Annotated in this window: 17 protein-coding genes; 10 read left to right on the top strand and 7 right to left on the bottom strand. The window is 70.0% G+C overall.

The genetic code is table 11. The features are described from left to right. The first annotated feature begins 189 nt into the window (after nucleotides 1-189). From rpmB to B0E52_RS07855, 3 genes are all read left to right on the top strand, one after another. A complete protein-coding gene (gene rpmB / locus B0E52_RS07865; RefSeq protein ID WP_077483270.1) occupies nucleotides 190-426 on the top strand; it encodes a 50S ribosomal protein L28 in 237 nt (78 codons plus the stop codon). 10 nt (nucleotides 427-436) lie between these two features. Continuing rightward, nucleotides 437-604 (top strand): 50S ribosomal protein L33, encoded by a 168-nt coding sequence (rpmG, locus tag B0E52_RS07860; RefSeq protein ID WP_008211962.1) that lies wholly within the window; start codon nucleotides 437-439, stop codon nucleotides 602-604. Between the two features lie 193 nt (nucleotides 605-797). Next, a complete protein-coding gene (locus tag B0E52_RS07855) occupies nucleotides 798-1331 on the top strand; it encodes a DUF3016 domain-containing protein (RefSeq protein WP_077483269.1) in 534 nt (177 codons plus the stop codon). A 70-nt stretch (nucleotides 1332-1401) separates the two neighbouring features. Here the strand turns inward: B0E52_RS07855 and B0E52_RS07850 are convergent, their stop codons facing one another. Continuing rightward, a complete protein-coding gene (locus tag B0E52_RS07850) occupies nucleotides 1402-2592 on the bottom strand; it encodes a fatty acid desaturase (RefSeq protein ID WP_077483268.1) in 1191 nt (396 codons plus the stop codon). Between the two features lie 175 nt (nucleotides 2593-2767). Between B0E52_RS07850 and B0E52_RS07845 the strand changes: the two genes are divergently transcribed. The 6 genes from B0E52_RS07845 (at nucleotide 2768) to B0E52_RS07820 (ending at nucleotide 7711) form a co-directional block, all read left to right on the top strand. Continuing rightward, on the top strand, nucleotides 2768-3529 hold the full coding sequence (locus B0E52_RS07845) for an ABC transporter ATP-binding protein (RefSeq protein ID WP_077483267.1): 762 nt from the start codon (nucleotides 2768-2770) through the stop codon (nucleotides 3527-3529). Beyond that, nucleotides 3526-4281, top strand: a complete 756-nt coding sequence (locus B0E52_RS07840) for an ABC transporter permease (protein WP_077483266.1) — start codon at nucleotides 3526-3528, stop codon at nucleotides 4279-4281. Before B0E52_RS07845 ends, B0E52_RS07840 begins: the two co-directional genes overlap by 4 nt. Then, nucleotides 4281-5636 carry a GldG family protein gene (locus tag B0E52_RS07835; RefSeq protein ID WP_077483265.1) on the top strand — a complete coding sequence of 452 codons (1356 nt, stop codon included), beginning with the start codon at nucleotides 4281-4283 and terminating at the stop codon, nucleotides 5634-5636. Before B0E52_RS07840 ends, B0E52_RS07835 begins: the two co-directional genes overlap by 1 nt. Then, on the top strand, nucleotides 5633-6127 hold the full coding sequence (locus tag B0E52_RS07830; protein ID WP_077483385.1) for a hypothetical protein: 495 nt from the start codon (nucleotides 5633-5635) through the stop codon (nucleotides 6125-6127). Before B0E52_RS07835 ends, B0E52_RS07830 begins: the two co-directional genes overlap by 4 nt. Then, nucleotides 6127-6954 carry a bifunctional DNA-formamidopyrimidine glycosylase/DNA-(apurinic or apyrimidinic site) lyase gene (mutM, locus tag B0E52_RS07825; protein ID WP_077483264.1) on the top strand — a complete coding sequence of 276 codons (828 nt, stop codon included), beginning with the start codon at nucleotides 6127-6129 and terminating at the stop codon, nucleotides 6952-6954. Before B0E52_RS07830 ends, mutM begins: the two co-directional genes overlap by 1 nt. 157 nt (nucleotides 6955-7111) lie before the next feature. Beyond that, on the top strand, nucleotides 7112-7711 hold the full coding sequence (locus tag B0E52_RS07820; RefSeq protein ID WP_077483263.1) for a nitroreductase family protein: 600 nt from the start codon (nucleotides 7112-7114) through the stop codon (nucleotides 7709-7711). A gap of 56 nt (nucleotides 7712-7767) precedes the next feature. On the opposite strand, the gene B0E52_RS07815 is transcribed toward B0E52_RS07820, so the two are convergent. From B0E52_RS07815 to asnB, 6 genes are read right to left on the bottom strand one after another with little or no spacing between them, the layout of a single operon-like run. Beyond that, entirely contained in the window at nucleotides 7768-8823 is a 1056-nt protein-coding gene (locus B0E52_RS07815; protein WP_077483262.1) for a hypothetical protein, read from the bottom strand. Further along, on the bottom strand, nucleotides 8820-9797 hold the full coding sequence (gene nadE, locus B0E52_RS07810; protein ID WP_077483261.1) for an NAD(+) synthase: 978 nt from the start codon (nucleotides 9795-9797) through the stop codon (nucleotides 8820-8822). Before nadE ends, B0E52_RS07815 begins: the two co-directional genes overlap by 4 nt. A 24-nt stretch (nucleotides 9798-9821) precedes the next feature. Continuing rightward, entirely contained in the window at nucleotides 9822-10709 is an 888-nt protein-coding gene (locus B0E52_RS07805) for a HemK family protein methyltransferase (protein ID WP_077483260.1), read from the bottom strand. Nucleotides 10710-10718: 9 nt separating this feature from the next. After that, nucleotides 10719-12284 carry a class I adenylate-forming enzyme family protein gene (locus tag B0E52_RS07800; RefSeq protein WP_254426739.1) on the bottom strand — a complete coding sequence of 522 codons (1566 nt, stop codon included), beginning with the start codon at nucleotides 12282-12284 and terminating at the stop codon, nucleotides 10719-10721. Continuing rightward, nucleotides 12281-12547, bottom strand: coding sequence for an acyl carrier protein (locus B0E52_RS07795; RefSeq protein WP_077483259.1), 267 nt, complete (start codon nucleotides 12545-12547; stop codon nucleotides 12281-12283). The genes B0E52_RS07800 and B0E52_RS07795 overlap by 4 nt, the downstream gene beginning before the upstream one ends. Before the next feature lie 18 nt (nucleotides 12548-12565). Further along, nucleotides 12566-14506 carry an asparagine synthase (glutamine-hydrolyzing) gene (asnB, locus tag B0E52_RS07790; RefSeq protein ID WP_077483258.1) on the bottom strand — a complete coding sequence of 647 codons (1941 nt, stop codon included), beginning with the start codon at nucleotides 14504-14506 and terminating at the stop codon, nucleotides 12566-12568. Nucleotides 14507-14982: 476 nt separating this feature from the next. On the opposite strand from asnB, the gene B0E52_RS07780 reads away from it, so the two are divergent. Continuing rightward, on the top strand, nucleotides 14983-16062 hold the full coding sequence (locus B0E52_RS07780) for a polysaccharide deacetylase family protein (RefSeq protein ID WP_168174159.1): 1080 nt from the start codon (nucleotides 14983-14985) through the stop codon (nucleotides 16060-16062). The last annotated feature ends 1 nt before the right edge of the window (nucleotide 16063 follow it).

Genomic DNA, 16063 nt, shown 5'->3' with positions numbered 1-16063 from the left:
CACAGGCCTGTTTCTGCAGGATAATGCGCGGCTCGTCACTGCCGACCCGACCCGTTCGGGGCGCCCGCCATGCGATGCGGGCCTCGCGGCAAGACCAGCGCAACACCTCCAGCATCGCGTGGCGCGCAGCGCCGCTGGGCCGCCATCGCCCTGGCCAACGGGCGGTCAACAGAACATCACGGAGCTATCATGGCCCGCATTTGCCAAGTCACCGGAAAGGGTGTGCAGACCGGCAACAACGTCTCGCACGCCAACAACAAGACCCGTCGCCGCTGGTTGCCGAACCTGCACGAGCGCCGCTTCTGGGTCGCCAGCGAGAACCGCTGGGTCAAGCTGCGCGTTTCCAACCACGCGCTGCGTACCATCGACAAGAAGGGCATCGAGGCCGTGATCGCCGAGCTGCGTGCCCGCGGCGACAAGGTCTGAGGAGACAATCATGGCCAACAGCAAGCAAGACAAGATCCGCCTGATTTCCTCGGCCGGTACCGGCCACTTCTACACCACGCAGAAGAACAAGAAGAACACGCCGGAAAAGTTCGAGTTCAAGAAGTACGATCCGGTCGTGCGCAAGCACGTGATCTACAAGGAAGGCAAGATCAAGTGAGCAACGATCCAAGCGCCTGACGCTTGGATCATCGTTGCTCACCCCGGCGCAGGCCGGGGTCCAGTGAAGTACTCAAAAACCCGCCGCAAGGCGGGTTTTTTCTTGCCCACGGCCAGCCCCCCGTACACCCCAACGACGCAGCAGCGTTATCGTTGGTATCCGGGCGACATCGTCCTCGCCGGAGGAAACCGCCATGAACCGCCGGATTGCCCCATTTGTCCTGCTCGCCGCCCTGTTCGCCGTCCCGGCACTGGCCGGAACGCCAGCGACTGCCGCGGCCACCGCGCCCACCAACGTCACCGTCACCTACGACCACCCCGAGCAGTTCACCGAGACCCGCAAGGTGCGTTCTTTGGCGCCCCAGCTTGCCGACAACGACTACCTGAAGGTGCTGAAGGCTTACATGGAGAATCGCGCCGGCAAGATGCTGCCGCCGGGCGAACGCCTGGACATCGTGGTGACCGACATCGACCGCGCCGGCAACTTCGAACCTTGGCGCCGCGGCACGCTGCGCGAGGTGCGCATCATCAAAGATATCTACCCGCCGCGCATCGATCTGCGCTTTCGCCTGCTCGACGCCGATGGCAAGACGATCCGCGAAGGCACGCGTAAGCTGCGCGATCCGGGCTTCATGTCCGGCAGCACCAGCGCCTCGAGCAACGACAGCCTGCGCTACGAAAAGGCGCTGATCGACCGCTGGCTGCGCAAGGGGCCGGATCAGCTCTAGCCCGAACGACGCTCAAACAGAAAGGCCCGCCATCGAGGCGGGCCTTTCATTTGCGGCACGGTGACGCGGATCAGGCCGCGACGGCATAACCCTTGAGCCGGGCCGCGAAGTCCTGCAGCGCGCGGATGCCGCTCTGCTCGGCCTCGACGATCCACTGCTGCAGACCTTTGAGCGCCTGCTCGGCACCGCGCTGCTCCATCAACGCCGCCAGGCGGGTGCGGAAATCGCACACGGTCTTCAGGGTCGGGCGCTTGGCCAGCACGGCCTGCAGCTTGCTGCTGCCGTCGCTGTCCAGCCAGCGGCCGCCGTCGGCCAACGCGAGACGCATGCGACGCGGCACCGACTTGAGGCTCTCGCCGGCATGGGCCGCTTCGTCGCGCAGGGTGGGCACGATCACGTTGCGGTAGTAGTCGGTCATCGCCTGGAAGCGATGGGTGAGCACGGCCTTGAGCGTATCGGCGTCGGGCAGCGGCACGTTGGGGCGCACGTCCAGCGTGGGCGCCACGCGCAGCACCTTGGCCAGGCCCACGGCGCGGAAGGCGCAGATCGCCGCCCAGCCGATGTCGAACTCCCACTTGCGCAGCGCGAACTTCGCCGAGCTGGGGAAAGCATGATGGTTGTTGTGCAGCTCCTCGCCGCCGATCCAGAAGCCCCACGGCAGCAGGTTGCGCGAGGTGTCGGCGCTCTCGAAGTTGCGGTAGCCGGCCCAGTGGCCAACCCCGTTGACGAAGCCGGCGGCCCAGAACGGGATCCAGATCATCTGCACGGCCCAGATCGCCGCGCCGATCACGCCGAACAGCGCGAGGTTGATCAGCAGCATCAGCGACGGGCCCCAGTACGGGTGCGCGCCGTAGAGCTTGTGCTCGACCCAGTCGTCCGGCGTGCCGCGACCGTACTGCTGCATGTCTTCCTTGGAATGGCAGGCGTCGCGGTACAGCGACACGCCGTCCCAGAACACCTTCTTGATGCCGTAGATCACCGGGCTGTGCGGATCTTCCTCGGTCTCCACCTTGGCGTGGTGCTTGCGGTGCACCGCCACCCACTCGCGGGTGACCATGCCGGTGCTGATCCAGCCCCAGAAGCGGAAGAAGTGCGCCAGCGCCGGATGGAAGTCCACGCCACGATGGGTCTGGCTGCGGTGCAGGTACAGCGTCACCGTGAAGATGGTGAGCTGGGTCACCACCAGCAAGTAGACCAGCATGGCCACCCAGCCGGCGTGGGCGAGGCCGTTGGACAGGAAATTCAGCACGGTATCGAGCATCGGATCGGGACTCGGAACGGGTTCGTGTTGCAGTCTAGGTGAGGGTTTGCCGTACTCGCCAGCATGTTGACAGGCGATTCGGCCATCGTAAGGCGTAGGCACTTGCGCTTTCGTTAAGCGCCAAGCGTGAACGCCGATGGTTGTGTGAAGATGGGGCCGCATCGACAATCGCGCAATGACCTCCGTCAATGCCTCCGCGCCACCCGTATTGCAGCTCGATCGCCTCGCCCGCCGCCGCGCCGGGCGCACGGCCGTTCAGGATCTGAGCCTGGCGCTGCCGCCCGGCCAAGTGCTGGGCCTGCTGGGCGTCAACGGTGCGGGCAAATCCACCACGCTGGCCATGATCGCCGGCGCCCTGCGGCCGGACAGCGGCGCGATCCACCTGAAGGGCGAGGATTTCCTGGAACGCCCCGAGTTGGCGCGTCGCCTGATCGGCTGGCTGCCCGAGCGGGCGCCGGTGTGGCCGGAGCTCACCGTGACCGAACATCTGGACGCCCACGGTCGCCTGCGCGGCCTTGCCGGCACGGCGTTGCGCGCGGCGCGTGACGCGACGCTGGCGCGGCTGGAACTGCAGCCGCTGGCGCGGCGACTGGCGGGCACGTTGTCGCAGGGCCAACGCCAGCGCCTGGGCCTGGCCTGCGCGCTGCTGCACCGCCCCGCCCTGCTGGTGCTGGACGAACCGGCCAACGCGCTCGATCCGGTGCAGGTCACCGTGCTGCGTGCGCTGATCCGCGAACAGGCCGCCGCGGGCACCGCGGTGATCCTGTCCACCCACGTGCTGGTCGAGGTCACCGCGGTGTGCGACCGCGTGGCGATCCTGCACGAAGGTCGCCTGCGCCACGACGGCCCGGTGCGCGCCGACGACCACGCCGCGCTGGAGCGCCGCTTCTTCGAGATCGCCATGCAGGGCGCCACCCTGGCGGCGCACGCCGCATGAGTTTCCTCGCCATGTTCCGTCTCGAACTGCGCCGCCTGCGCGTGCAGCCGCTGGCCTGGGTGCTGCTGGCGCTGAGCCTGGCCTGGCTGGGCTGGTGCTTCACCCGCCTGCTGGGCGACTTCCTCGCCGGCGAGATCCAGCGCGCCGCGCTGCCGGACGGTCCCGGCTACGTGGACCTGGTGGCCGTGCCGCTGCTGGGCCAGCTCGCGCAGCTCGCCTTCCTGGTGGTGCCGCTGCTCGCCATGTCCACGCTGGCCGGCGAACGCCGCAACGGCACGCTGCCGCTGCTGTTCGCCGCGGGCCTGCCTGCTTCGCGCATCGTGCTGGGCAAGTACGCCGTGCTGCTGCTGTGGCTGCTGGCATGGCTGCTGCTGACCCTGGCGATGCCGTTGTCGCTGGCGCACGCCACCACGCCGGACTGGGGCAAGCTCGCCGCCGCCACGCTGGGCATCGCCCTGATGCTGGCCGCGCTGGCCGCGCTGGCCGTGGCCGCTTCCACCTTCACCGCGCATCCGGCGATCGCCGCTGCGGTGGCGCTACTGCTCGGCCTGGCGTTGTGGACGGTGAACCTCGGCGCGCAGATGGCCGGCATCGACGACGGCGCGATCAACTGGCTGGCGATGAGCACGCACGAGCAGAACCTGCTGCGCGGACTGGTCTCCACCGCCGACATCCTGTGGTTCGTGCTGCTGATCGTGGTCTGCCTCGCGCTGGCCACGCGCCGCCTCGCGGCCGACAAGGAGCGTGGCTGATGCGTCGCTTGTGGAAGCATCTGGACGGCTGGCTGTTCACCCTGTTGCTGTTCGTCGGTGCCGGCGCGATCGGCTACCTCGGCACGCGCTACGCCCATGTGGCCGACTGGACCGCGAACGGACGCGTGAGCCTGTCGCCGCAGAGCCGCGCGGTGCTGGCGAAGCTGGACGGCCCGGTGGAAATCGTCAGCTACGCGAGCCCGCAGGACGATCTGCGCGCACAAGTCGCCGGCTTCCTGCAGCGCTATCGGCAGGCCAGGCCCGACCTCGCGCTGCGCTTCGTCGATCCGCAGCAGGATCCAGCCCGGATGCGCGAGCTGGGCATCGCCGTGGACGGCGAGCTGATCCTGCACTACCGCGGTCACGAGCAGCGGCTGACCGAACTTTCCGAAGCCAGCGTGACGAACGCGCTGGAGCGGCTGATCCGCGGCAACGACCGCATCGTCGCCTTCGTCACCGGCGACGGCGAACGCCTGCCCGGCGGCCAAGGCAAGCCCGACATGGGCACGCTGATGGGTCAGCTCGCGCAGAGCGGCCTGCGCGCGGTGCCGCTGAGCTTCGCGCAGGCGGCCACCGTGCCGCAGGGTACCGACCTCGTGGTGCTGGCCAGCCCCACCGTGGCGCTGCCCGCGGGCGCGGTGCAGGCGCTGGTCGCCTACGTGCAGGACGGCGGCAACCTGCTGTGGCTGCGCGACCCGGCGGACGGCGACCTCGGCCTCGATCCACTGGCCAAGGCGCTGGGCGTCCAGGTGCTGCCCGGCGTGCTGGTGGACGGCAGCGGCGCGGCGCTCGGCCTTGACGATCCGCGCCTGCTGGCAGTCGCGCAGTACCCGCCCAACCCGATCACCCGCGGCTTCCAGCTCGCCACGCGCTTCCCGCAGGTGGCCGCGCTGGCACGCACCGGCGCGGGTGGCTGGACGGCCACGCCGCTGCTGCGCTCCAGCGCGCAGAGCTGGACCGAGTTCCACGCCATCGACAGCGCGCATCCCTCCGAGATCCGCTACGACGCCGCTGCCGGCGAGTTCAAGGGCCCGCTGGATTTCGGCCTCTCGCTGGAGCGGCTCTCGCCCAGCCCCGACAAGCGCGAGCAGCGCGCGGTGGTGGTCGGCGACGGCGATTTCCTCTCCAACGCCTACCTCGGCACCGGCGGCAACCGCGCGCTGGGCGAACGCATCTTCAATTGGCTGCTGGGCGACGACGCCTTGGTCGACCTGCCCCGCCAGGGCGTGCCCGACCGCGTGCTGCGCATCGACCAGGCCGAGCTCAACCTCGCCAGCATCGGCTTCATGCTGGTGCTGCCGCTGCTGCTGCTCATCCTCGGCGGCCTGATCGTGTGGCGCCGGCGCCGCGCATGAAACGGGCCACGCGCTCGCGTTTCCTGATGCTGCTCGGCGTCGCCGTGCTGATCGCGCTGGCACTGTGGCAATGGCAGCGCGACGAACGCACCGCGCCGGGCACCTTGCTCGCGTTCGATCCCGCGGCGATCACCGTAGTGACGCTGCAACTCGGCGACGCGCCCGTCGTGCATTACGCGAAACGCGACGGCCACTGGTGGCGCGCCGACGGCCAGCGCGTCGACGATCATTACCTTGATGGCCTGGCCGCTGCCGCCGCCGCCCCCGTGCTGCAATGGCGGGCCACCGGCGACTTCGACGCCGCCAAGATCGGCCTCGCGCCGCCGCAGGCGGTGCTTAGCCTCGACGGCCAGCGCCTCGCCTTCGGCGCGATGTCGGCCACCGGCCCGCAGTGCTACGTGCAGGTCGGCGCGCGCGTGGCGCTGGTCTCGCTGCGCTACATGCCGCAGGCGCCCAAGGCCGAACACATCGAGCTGTCCGGGACGCACTGATGCCCGAGCTGCCCGAAGTCGAAACCACCCGCCGCGGCATCGAACCGCACGTGGTCGGCCGGCACGTGACTGCTGTGACGCTGCGCCGGCCGGACCTGCGCTGGCCGATTCCGCACGAGCTTGCCGAACTGCTGCCCGGCCAGCGCATCGCGGCGGTGGAGCGCCGCGCGAAATACCTGCTGCTGCACACCGAGGTCGGCAGCGCGCTGCTGCACCTGGGCATGAGCGGCATGCTGCGCGTGCTGCCGCCCGATGCGCCGCTCGGCCCGCACGACCACGTGGACATCGCGCTGGCGCGCGACGCGCACGAAGGCGCGCGCGTGCTGCGCTTCACCGACCCGCGCCGCTTCGGCTGCCTGCTGTGGCAGCCGCCCGGCACCACCCACGAGTTGCTGGCGAAACTCGGGCCGGAGCCGCTCACCGACGCCTTCGACGGCGACCTGCTGTGGCGCACGTCGCGCGGCCGCACCGCCGCCGTGAAGCTGTTCCTGATGGACAACGCCATCGTGGTCGGCGTGGGCAACATCTACGCCAGCGAGGCGCTGTTCGCCGCCGGCATAGCCCCGCGCCGCGAAGCCGGCAGCGTGTCGCGCGCCCGCTACGCGCGGCTCGCCGCCGAAGTGAAGCGCATCCTCGCCTGGGCGATCGAACGCGGCGGCACCACGCTGCGCGACTTCCTCGCCCCCGACGGCGCGCCCGGCTATTTCTTCCGCGAGCTGATGGTCTATGGCCGCGCGGGCGAGCCGTGCAAGGCCTGCGGCACGCCGATCCGGCAGGCGGTGCTGGGGCAGCGGTCGACGTTCTGGTGCCCGCACTGCCAACGCTGAACAGCCAGCGTTTCCTGATGGAAACGGTGTAACCACGGATTGCCGGCTACTCGTGGCAACACGGCGCGCTCAAGATGGGCGCCATACCGAACACATGCAAAAGACTGGAACGCCCCGTCGTTCCGCGGGTTCGGCTTTTCTTTCTGGAGGAACATCCATGAGCTACCCCGTGATCGAACGCCTCAAGAAGCGCCGCACCCAGTATGCGCTGGGCCGCGACGTGGGCATGGACAAGGACGCCCTGAACAGCCTCATCCAGCAGGCCATCAAGCACACGCCGTCGTCGTTCAATTCGCAGAGCTCGCGCGCCGTGATCCTGTTCGGCGAGCAGAGCGTGAAGTTCTGGGCGCTGGCCAAGGAGGCACTCGCCAAGGTCGTGCCGGCCGAGGCCTTTGCGCAGACCGCCGCCAAGCTGGACAGCTTCGCCGCAGGCGCAGGCACCGTGCTGTTCTACGAAGACCAGGACGTGGTGAAGGGCCTGCAGGAGAAGTTCGCGCTGTACGCGGACAATTTCCCGGTGTGGTCCGAGCAGTCGGGCGGCATGGCGCAGTTCGCGGTATGGATGGCGCTGACCGATGCCGGCATCGGCGCCAGCCTGCAGCACTACAACCCGCTGGTGGACGAGGCCGCCCGCGCAAGCTGGAACGTGCCGGCGTCGTGGAAGCTGCGCGCGCAGATGCCGTTCGGCTCGCACGAAGGCGGCTTCGGCGAGAAGGCCTTCATGGACGACAGCCAGCGCTTCATCGTCGCGGGCTGAGTCGGCACACGCGACGGCATGCGACGGGGACGGCCGGTTGGCCGTCCTCGTCGTGTTCACTCGTCCGCGTCGGCCTCGGTCAGGTGCCAGTCCCGCGCCAGCCCGGCCGGGGCCGGGCCATCGCCCAGCCACTTGCCGACCACCGGCTGGCCTTCGCGCAGGACGAAACCGGCACGACGCCAGCCCGCCATCCGCGCCGCCGGAGCCGCGCATTCCAGCGTGACCGAGGCGCAGCCCTCGCGTCGTGCCGCGCGCACCAGCGCCAGCACCAGTCGGTGGTCGATGCCTTCGACGCCGCGCTCCGACCAGTAGTCGCGCACCTGCAGCACGCGATCCCTGCGCTCGCAGGCGAACCATGCCCGCAGCGCGCCGTCGCGCCGGTCGCCGAGGAGCAGGTAACGCACGCTGGTCAGCGGCGACTGGTCGAAACGCCAGCGCGCCAGCGCCGCGTCGTGCACGCCGAGCAGACCATCGCCATGCGGCGAGGCCTGCCACAGCGCATCGATGCGGGGGTCGGCCCGCTCCGTCCAGGTCGCGGTCACGCCCCGGCCTGGCGGCGCGCGCAAGCCATCCAGCAAAGCCTGCTTCGCATCGAGCACGCTTCCCAGCAACGCGGCCAGCCAGTGCGGTAGGCGCCGCCGCAGGTAGTGGGCATGCCGCAGCACCCGCGCATGGCGCGACAGCTCGCCGAGCACCGCATAGTCCAGCCGCCTGACCACCGGCAACGACTTGCGGTTGGGGAAGCCGTAGAGCAGGTCGTAGCGCCCCGCCGCCGCGGCGACCAGCGCCTCCTGCAGCATCAACGCCGGACCCAGCGTGCGATGGCGCGCGTCCACCGCCATGTCCGCGAGCAGGCCCGCGCGGATCTCGCGTCCCTGCCACAGCATGCGCCGCGCGCCCACGCCGCAGGTGCCGACCACGGCATCGCCGTGGCGGAGCAGCTGCAGCAGGGCCGGCCCGAACGGGCCGCCGAGGTAGAACCCGTCGTACTTGCCCGCGTGCCGCGCGGGATCGCCGAGATTGTCGCGCCAGAACGCCAGCACCTCCGCACGATCGCGCGGCAGCTCGGCCAGCGCGGTCCGGTAGGTGGTGGCTTGATCGCCGTCCGTCACGTCGATGACTCCGGCCCCAGCAGCAGCGGCGCCAGATGCAGGTAGCGCGTGCTGCTGCGCTTGCGCTCGATGTCGGTGTAGACCGCCGCCGCCGCGGCTTCGGTGGTGCCCAGCGCGGTCGCCAGTTCGCCGACCGGACGTCGGTGTTCCAGCGCCCACAGCGCGAGGTCCATCTGCGCCCAGGGCAGCGCGAAGTAGAACTCGTCCTGGCCCTGGGCGAGGCTGTAGGTGTCGGTGGTGGGCGCGGCGGTGGCCACGCAGTCGGGCAGGCCCAGATGCTGCGCCAACCCGTAGACCTGGGTCTTGTACAGGTGCGCGATCGGCTTCACGTCGGCCGAGCCGTCGCCGTTCTTCACGAAGAAACCCTGGTCGTATTCCAGCCGGTTCGGCGTGCCGACCACGGCGTAGTTGAGGCGGTCGGCGTGGAAGTATTCCAGCGTCTTGCGCAGGCGCTGCTTGTAGCTGGTGGCGGCGACGATCTGCAGGTATTCGGGCAGCGGCAGCGCGCATTCGCGGCGCACGCCTTGGGGCGACTCGGCGATCAGCATGAAGTGATTGATGGCGCCCGCGCTGCCGCCGGCGATGGCGATCTTCATGCGCCAGGCCTCGGTGTAGTCGGGCAGCAGCCGGCGCACCGCCTCGTCGCGCGCGGCGTAGCAGCCGATCGCGGCCAGCGCCGGGGCGATGTCGACGACCTCCGTGCGCACGCCGAGGTGTGCGGCCAGCACGCGCGCGTTGCGCGCGCTGGAAGAGGCCGAGTCGCGCTCGGGCAGGATCAGGGTGAACACCTTGTCCGGCCCCAGCGCGCGCACTGCGAGCGCGGCGCACACGGCGCTGTCCACGCCGCCGGAGATCGCCACCACCAGGCCGCGCTTGTGCAGCACGCGGGCGGTGGCCTCGCGCAGGCGCGCGGCGATGCGCGCGGTTTCGGCCTCCCAGTCCAGCTCGAAGACCTTGGCGTTCAGTCCATCCATGTGCGTGCTCCTTCGCGTTGACGCTCAGGCGCGACGGGCGAGGATCACCCGCACGTCGCCGCGTGCATCGGCCAACTGGCGCACCGCATCGTAATGCGGGTCGCGCAGCAGTCGTCGTCCCAGCGCCGGTCCCTGGCCCAGCCCGACTTCCAGCGCCAGCCAGCCGCCGCCGCGCAGCAGGCGCGGCGATTCCTCCAGCAGGCGCAGCAGGATGGTCACGCCCAGCGGGCCGCCGTCGAAGGCCAACCGCGGTTCGTGCTCGGCGATCTCCGGCGCCATCTGTTCCACCTTGGCGCTGAGTATGTAGGGCGGCGCGCAGGCAACGAGGTCGATCGTGCTGTCGAACTCGCTACCGAAGGGTTCCAGCAGATCGCCGCGGCGCAGCTCCACCCGTTCCAGCCCCAGGTGCCGGCGGTTGCATTCGGCCAGGGCGAGCGCCTCCGCGCTGATGTCGGCGGCGAAGACCACGGCGTCGGGCACATGGTGGGCGATGGCAAAGGCGAGGTTGCCCGAGCCGGTGCAGACGTCGATCACGCGGGCGGCGGGATGCCGCGGCTCCCCGAGCAGCAGTTCGATGCCGGCTTGCGCGAGTTGCTCGGTTTCCACGCGCGGGATCAGCGCCGCAGGCCCGCTCAGCATGTCCAGTCCCATGAAATGGGCGCGTCCGGTGAGATGGGCCAGCGGTTCGCCGGCGAGGCGCCGTTCGATGAGTTGCTGCAGCCGGCGCCGACCGACGTCGTCGTCCAGCGGCGGCAGCTCGCCCTCGCCGGCCGTCACCACCGAACGCGGCTGGCCGACGGCGGCATACCAGAGCGCCCGCAAGGCGTTGTCGGGATTTTCGCGCGGCTTGTCCGGCAGTGTCTGCAGGGAGCCGGCAAGGTGGTCGTGCAGCGAACGGTAGAACGCGTCCATGGATGCCCTTCAGACGGGTGAATTTTCAAGCAGCGCCTTGCGGCTGACCTTGCCGGTCGCGGTGCGTGGCAGTTCCGCGCAGATCACGATCTGCTGCGGCACCATGAAGTTCTCCAGCCGCTTCATGCATTGCGCGCGGATCTGCCCGGGGCTCAGCGTCGCCCCCGGCTGCAGCACCACCCAGGCGCGGATGGCCTGGCCCAGCAACTCGTCCGGCACGCCCGCCACGGCCGCCTCGCGCACGCCGTCGATGGCGTGCAAGGCGTTCTCCACCTCGACCGGGCTCACCTTCTCGCCACGGGTCTTGATGATGTCGTCGCTGCGGCCCACGAAGTAGAGGAAGCCCTCCGCGTCCATGCGGAACCAGTCGTGCGTGCACAGCACGCGCTCGCCGGGCAGCGGACCGGGCCGCAGCATTTGCGCGCCGAGGTCGGGGCGGTTCCAGTAACCCAGCATCACGTGCGGGCCGCGCACGTGCAGGATGCCCGCCTCGCCCGGCAGCACCGGCTCGCCCGCAGGCGAACGCAGGTACACCTCGGTGCCGGGAATCGCCTTGCCCACCGAGCCGGGCTTCGCTTCCAGCAACTCCGGCTCGAGGTAGCACACGCGTTTGCACTCGGTGAGCCCGTACATCTTGTAGATCAACGCGTGCGGGAAGATCTCGCGCAACCGCAGCGCCTGCTCGTCGGGCAGCGCGGCGGCGGTGTTGGTCACCCGCGTCACGGCGGGAAAGCACAGCGGCTCGCCGCGATGCGCGGACAGCAGCATCGCGAAGATGGTGGGCACGCCGGGGAACACCGTCACCTCGAACTCGCGCATGCGCGCGAACACCTGGGCGGGGAACGCGAAGGAACGTTCCAGCACCAGGGTGGCGCCCAGCTGCACCGTCATCAGCCACTGGTACAGGCCGTAGTCGAACGCCAGCGGCAACGCGCAGAGGATGCGTTCGTCGGGGCCGAGGCGCAGGTATTCGATCAGGCTGCCAGCCGCGAACAGCATGGACTGGTGCGTGTGCATCACGCCCTTGGGCTGCCCGGTGGAACCCGAGGTGTAGATCAGCGCGGCGAGGTCCGGCGCGATGGTGGCGGGTGGCGCGGCCAGCGGCGCGCTCGCGGCGATCACCACGTCGAACGCCTCGATGGCGTGGCCCGCAGGCAGCTTGCCCGAGGCGATGACGCGCAAGGCGGGCCGCGTGGCCAGCAGCGGCAGGAACTCCTGCGCGATATGCCCATCGCTGAGCAGTACGCGCGCACCGCTGTCGTCGAGCATGTAGCCGAGCTTGTCCGATTTGGTCAGCGGGTTGACTACCATGAAGGCGCCACCGGCCAGCAGCACCGCGAAGATCGCCACCACGCAGGGCCAGGTGTTGTCCATGTAGATCGCCACGCGGTCGCCGCGCTGCACGCCGCGTTCCCGCAGCGCGCCCGCGAGGCGCAGGGCGCGGTCGAGCAATTCGGCGTAGCTGTACGCCCTGCCCTCGACCACCACCGCCGTGCGCCGCGCACGCAACGGGTCGGCGCCGTGTTCCAGCAGCGCCTCGTGCAGCAGGCGGCGCGGCGCGATCCGGTCTTTCACGCCACGCTCCGCTGGCGCTCGACGAAACGCACGATGTTGTCCACCGAGTCGAAGTTCTCCGGCAGCATCTCGCTGGCCTTGACCCGGATGCCGAACGCCTCTTCGAGGAACATCACCACCTCCAGCACGCCGGTCGAGTCGATGATGCCGCGGTCCAGCAGCGAGGCGTCGTTCGGCAACTCGCTGCCGTCGTCGCTGAACAGCAGGTTCTCCAGAATGTAGTGGCGGACGCGCGCTTCCACGCTCGCGGCTTCAGTCGACATCACGTGCTCCGGTCAAGGTCATGCGGCGGCCCGCCGCAGGAAAAACTCGTCGATCAGCATGGTCGAGAGGATGCCGACGAAGGCCTGGTTGTCGGCGAAGCCGATCGCGCGTCCATGCCGGCATTTCTCGAACAGGCGCCCCACCGCGGGCGCGTCGAACCAGCCCGCGGCGCGGATGCGTTCGCCGCTCAGCAGGTCGGCCACGTAGTCCAGCGGTTCGCCGTCGACGAAGAAGCTGGACTGGTCGGGCGCGCGGTACGGCTGCTTGGTGCGCGCGAGGATGTCCGCCGGCAGCAGGCCGGCGAGCGCCTTGCGCAACAGGTATTTCTCGGTCATGCCGCGGATCTTCCAGTGCGCGGGCAGCGCGTTCGCGAACTCGACCACGCGATGGTCGAGGAAGGGAAAGCGCCCCTCGATCGAATGCGCCATCGCGGGGCGGTCGCCCTGCGACGGCAGCAGGTAGGCGGCCAGCAGGGTCTTGGCCTCCACGTACTGGTCGCGCGCCAACGGGCTCCAGCGCGCGATCGCCGGCGGCAGGCGCTGCTCGTACCAGGCCAGCGGATCCCAGCCGTCGATGCCGGCGCGCAGCTCGGGCGCGAGGAAGCGCAGCGCATGCCGCGAACTCGTCCAGCGCGGCACGTGCGCGAAAACCGGCCGATCGAGGCCCTCCATGCCGCGGCCGAAGAAGGATTGCGCCAGCGCCGCGTGCCGCACCGGCGAATTCCCCAGGTACCCGTACAGCCGCCCGAGCAGGAGCGGGCGGAAACGCGAATCCGGCTGGCGCGCCCAGAAGCGCCGCACCTTGGCCTCCTTGAACAGGTCGTAGCCGCCAAACACCTCGTCCGCGCCCTCGCCGGTGAGCACCACCGTGTAGCCGGCTTGGCGCACCTGTTGCGCCAGCAGCATCAGGGGCACGCCGGCGGTGCGCAGCACCGGCGACTCGACATGCCGGATCAGCTGGGGGAACGCCTCGCCGATCGCCCGCCGCGTGCACTGCAACGTGGTGTGCTCGCAGCCCAGGTGGCGCACCATCGCCTGCTGGTGCGCGCTCTCGTCGAACTCGGCCTCGTCGAAGGCGATCGAGAACGTGCGCACCGAAGCCGCGCCAGCCTCGCGCATCAGCGCCACCACGGCGGAGGAATCCAGGCCGCCGCTGAGGTAGGCGCCCAGCGGTACGTCGGCTTGCAGGCGCAGGCGCACGGCATCGGAGAGCAGTTCACGCAGTTCGCCGGCGGCCTGCTCCACCGACTGCCAGCGACGCTGCGGCGCGCCTTGCTCCGGAAACGACCAGTCCCAGTAGCGGCTCAGCGTCTCGCGGCCGTCGCGCTCGATCGCCAGCAGATGCCCCGGCGGCAGGCACTCGACGCCGGCGAACACGCTGCCCGGCTCGATCGGCCCCCAGAACGTGAAGGCCTGCGCCAGCCCCTGCGGATCCAGCCGCGCCAGCTCCGGGCGCACGGCGAGCAGCGCCTTGATCTCCGAGGCGAACCAGTGCCGGCCGCCCGCACGCACGTGGTACAGCGGCCGCACGCCGCAGCGGTCGCGCGCCAACAGCAGACGCTGCCGCTCGGCGTCCCACAGTGCGATCGCGAACTGGCCGTTGAGGTGCTCGACGAAGCGGTCGCCGTGCTCCTCGTACAGGTGCACGATCACCTCGGTGTCCGACGCCGTGGCGAAGCGGTGGCCGCGGCGCTGCAGCTCCGCGCGCAGGCTGCGGTAGTTGAAGATCTCGCCGTTGAACACCGTCCACACGTTGCGCCGTTCGTTCGCGATTGGCTGCGCCCCGGTGGCCAGGTCGATTACCGCCAGCCGCGCGTGCGCGAGCCCGGCGCCGCCGTCGACATGGAAGCCGTAGCCGTCCGGCCCGCGGTGGTGCAGGGTGCGAATCATCCGCTGCAGCGTGGCCTGCGCCGCGGCGGGTGCATCGGGGGGACCAAGGAAACCGGCTATGCCGCACATCGCTTCGTTTCCTCAGGGCCGCGCCCGACCGATCGCGGGTGACGGCGGTAGCGCACGCCCGAGTCCGGCCGATGCGGCCACGCGCTCGCCACCCATGGTCGGCGCCAGCCGGCCATGGGGAAGCGATGCGATCGATGACCTGGTCGGCATGGTGGCCCCCTACCCCATGTGCCGCGGCCGGTTGCGCAGGTGCTTCCCCGGACACGTGCTTGTGCTTATAGAATGCATCAAGAAAGCGTGATTTACATCACACTTTGGACAGGGGTAGCCCGCTTGCCGGCAGGCAGGCGGCAGTCGGCCAGGGGGTTCGTCGACGTGTCACACGATGTGATGCAGGAGGCGCTCATCGCCATGTCGGGCCACGGCGCCTCGCCGGCGGGCCGGCGTGCGGGCCCGTGCCGTGCCATCGACCGAAGCTGGCACGTCCGGAACCGGTCGGCGGCGCCCGACCGGGCCGATCGCCCGGCACAGTCGCCGTGCTGAATCACGCCGGGCATGGCGAAACGCCGTTCGGCCTGCGCGGGCGCCTGGGCCGGCTGTGCCACCACGCCGGCTTGCTGCGCTTGCTGCAACAGGCACGCAGTTGCCTGTACCGGGACCTGCGGCTGCTGGCCTATCACCGCGTGCTGACCGTGAACGCGCCGGATCGCTTCGATTTCGACCTTGGCCTGGTCAGTGCGTCGACAGAGTGCTTCCGGCAGCAGATGCAGCTGCTCAAGCGGCGCTTCCGGCCGATGTCGCTGGGACAGGTGGTGGCGGCGATCGACGCCGGCGAGCGGCTGCCACCCGACGCGGTGGTGGTGACCTTCGACGACGGCTACGACGACAACTACCACCAGGCCTTTCCCGTCCTGCGCGAACTGGAGATACCGGCCGCCTTCTTCGTCTCCACCGGGCACATCGACAGCGGCCGCCCCTATGCCTACGACTGGCTGGTGCACATGATCCTGCGCGCGCCGGCCGGCGAGCTGGCGCTGCCCGAACTGGACCTGATGCGGTCCATGCCGGCGGACCGCACGGCGCGCCGGGGCCTGGCGCACGACGTGCTGGATCGGCTGAAGGATCTCGACGACGACCACCAGATGGCGCTGATCGCACGTCTGGAACAGGCCTGGAACTTGCCCTCTGCAGCCGGCCATGCCGACTGCCGCCCGATGAGCTGGGCGCAGCTGCGAGAAATGCACGCGGGCGGTTGCGAGATCGGCTCGCATGGCGTGCATCACCGCATGCTGGCCAAGCTGCCCCAGCCCGCGCTGGACGCGGAACTGCGCGACTCCCGGGCCACGCTGGAACGCGAACTCGGCGCGCCCGTCACGCTGCTCTCCTACCCGGTCGGCGGCGATGCCTCGTTCGACGCGCGGGTGGTCGAGGCAGCCATGGCGGCCGGCTACCGCGCGGCATGCAGCTACATCTGCGGCACCAACCCGGCGCACGCGATCGATCGCTACGCATTGCGCCGCCTGCCGGTCGAACGCGAGATGGACGGCGGCTGGTTCGCGGCCATGCTGACGCTGCCCAAACTGGTGAGCTACCCCACCGTCAGCCGGATTTCCTGAA

It is taken from the genome of Rhodanobacter sp. C06 (assembly GCF_002001105.1).
GTDB lineage: Bacteria > Pseudomonadota > Gammaproteobacteria > Xanthomonadales > Rhodanobacteraceae > Rhodanobacter_A.
The sequence above is the reverse complement of the archived record's forward strand: the minus strand, read 5'-3'. Positions and strand labels throughout refer to the sequence as shown.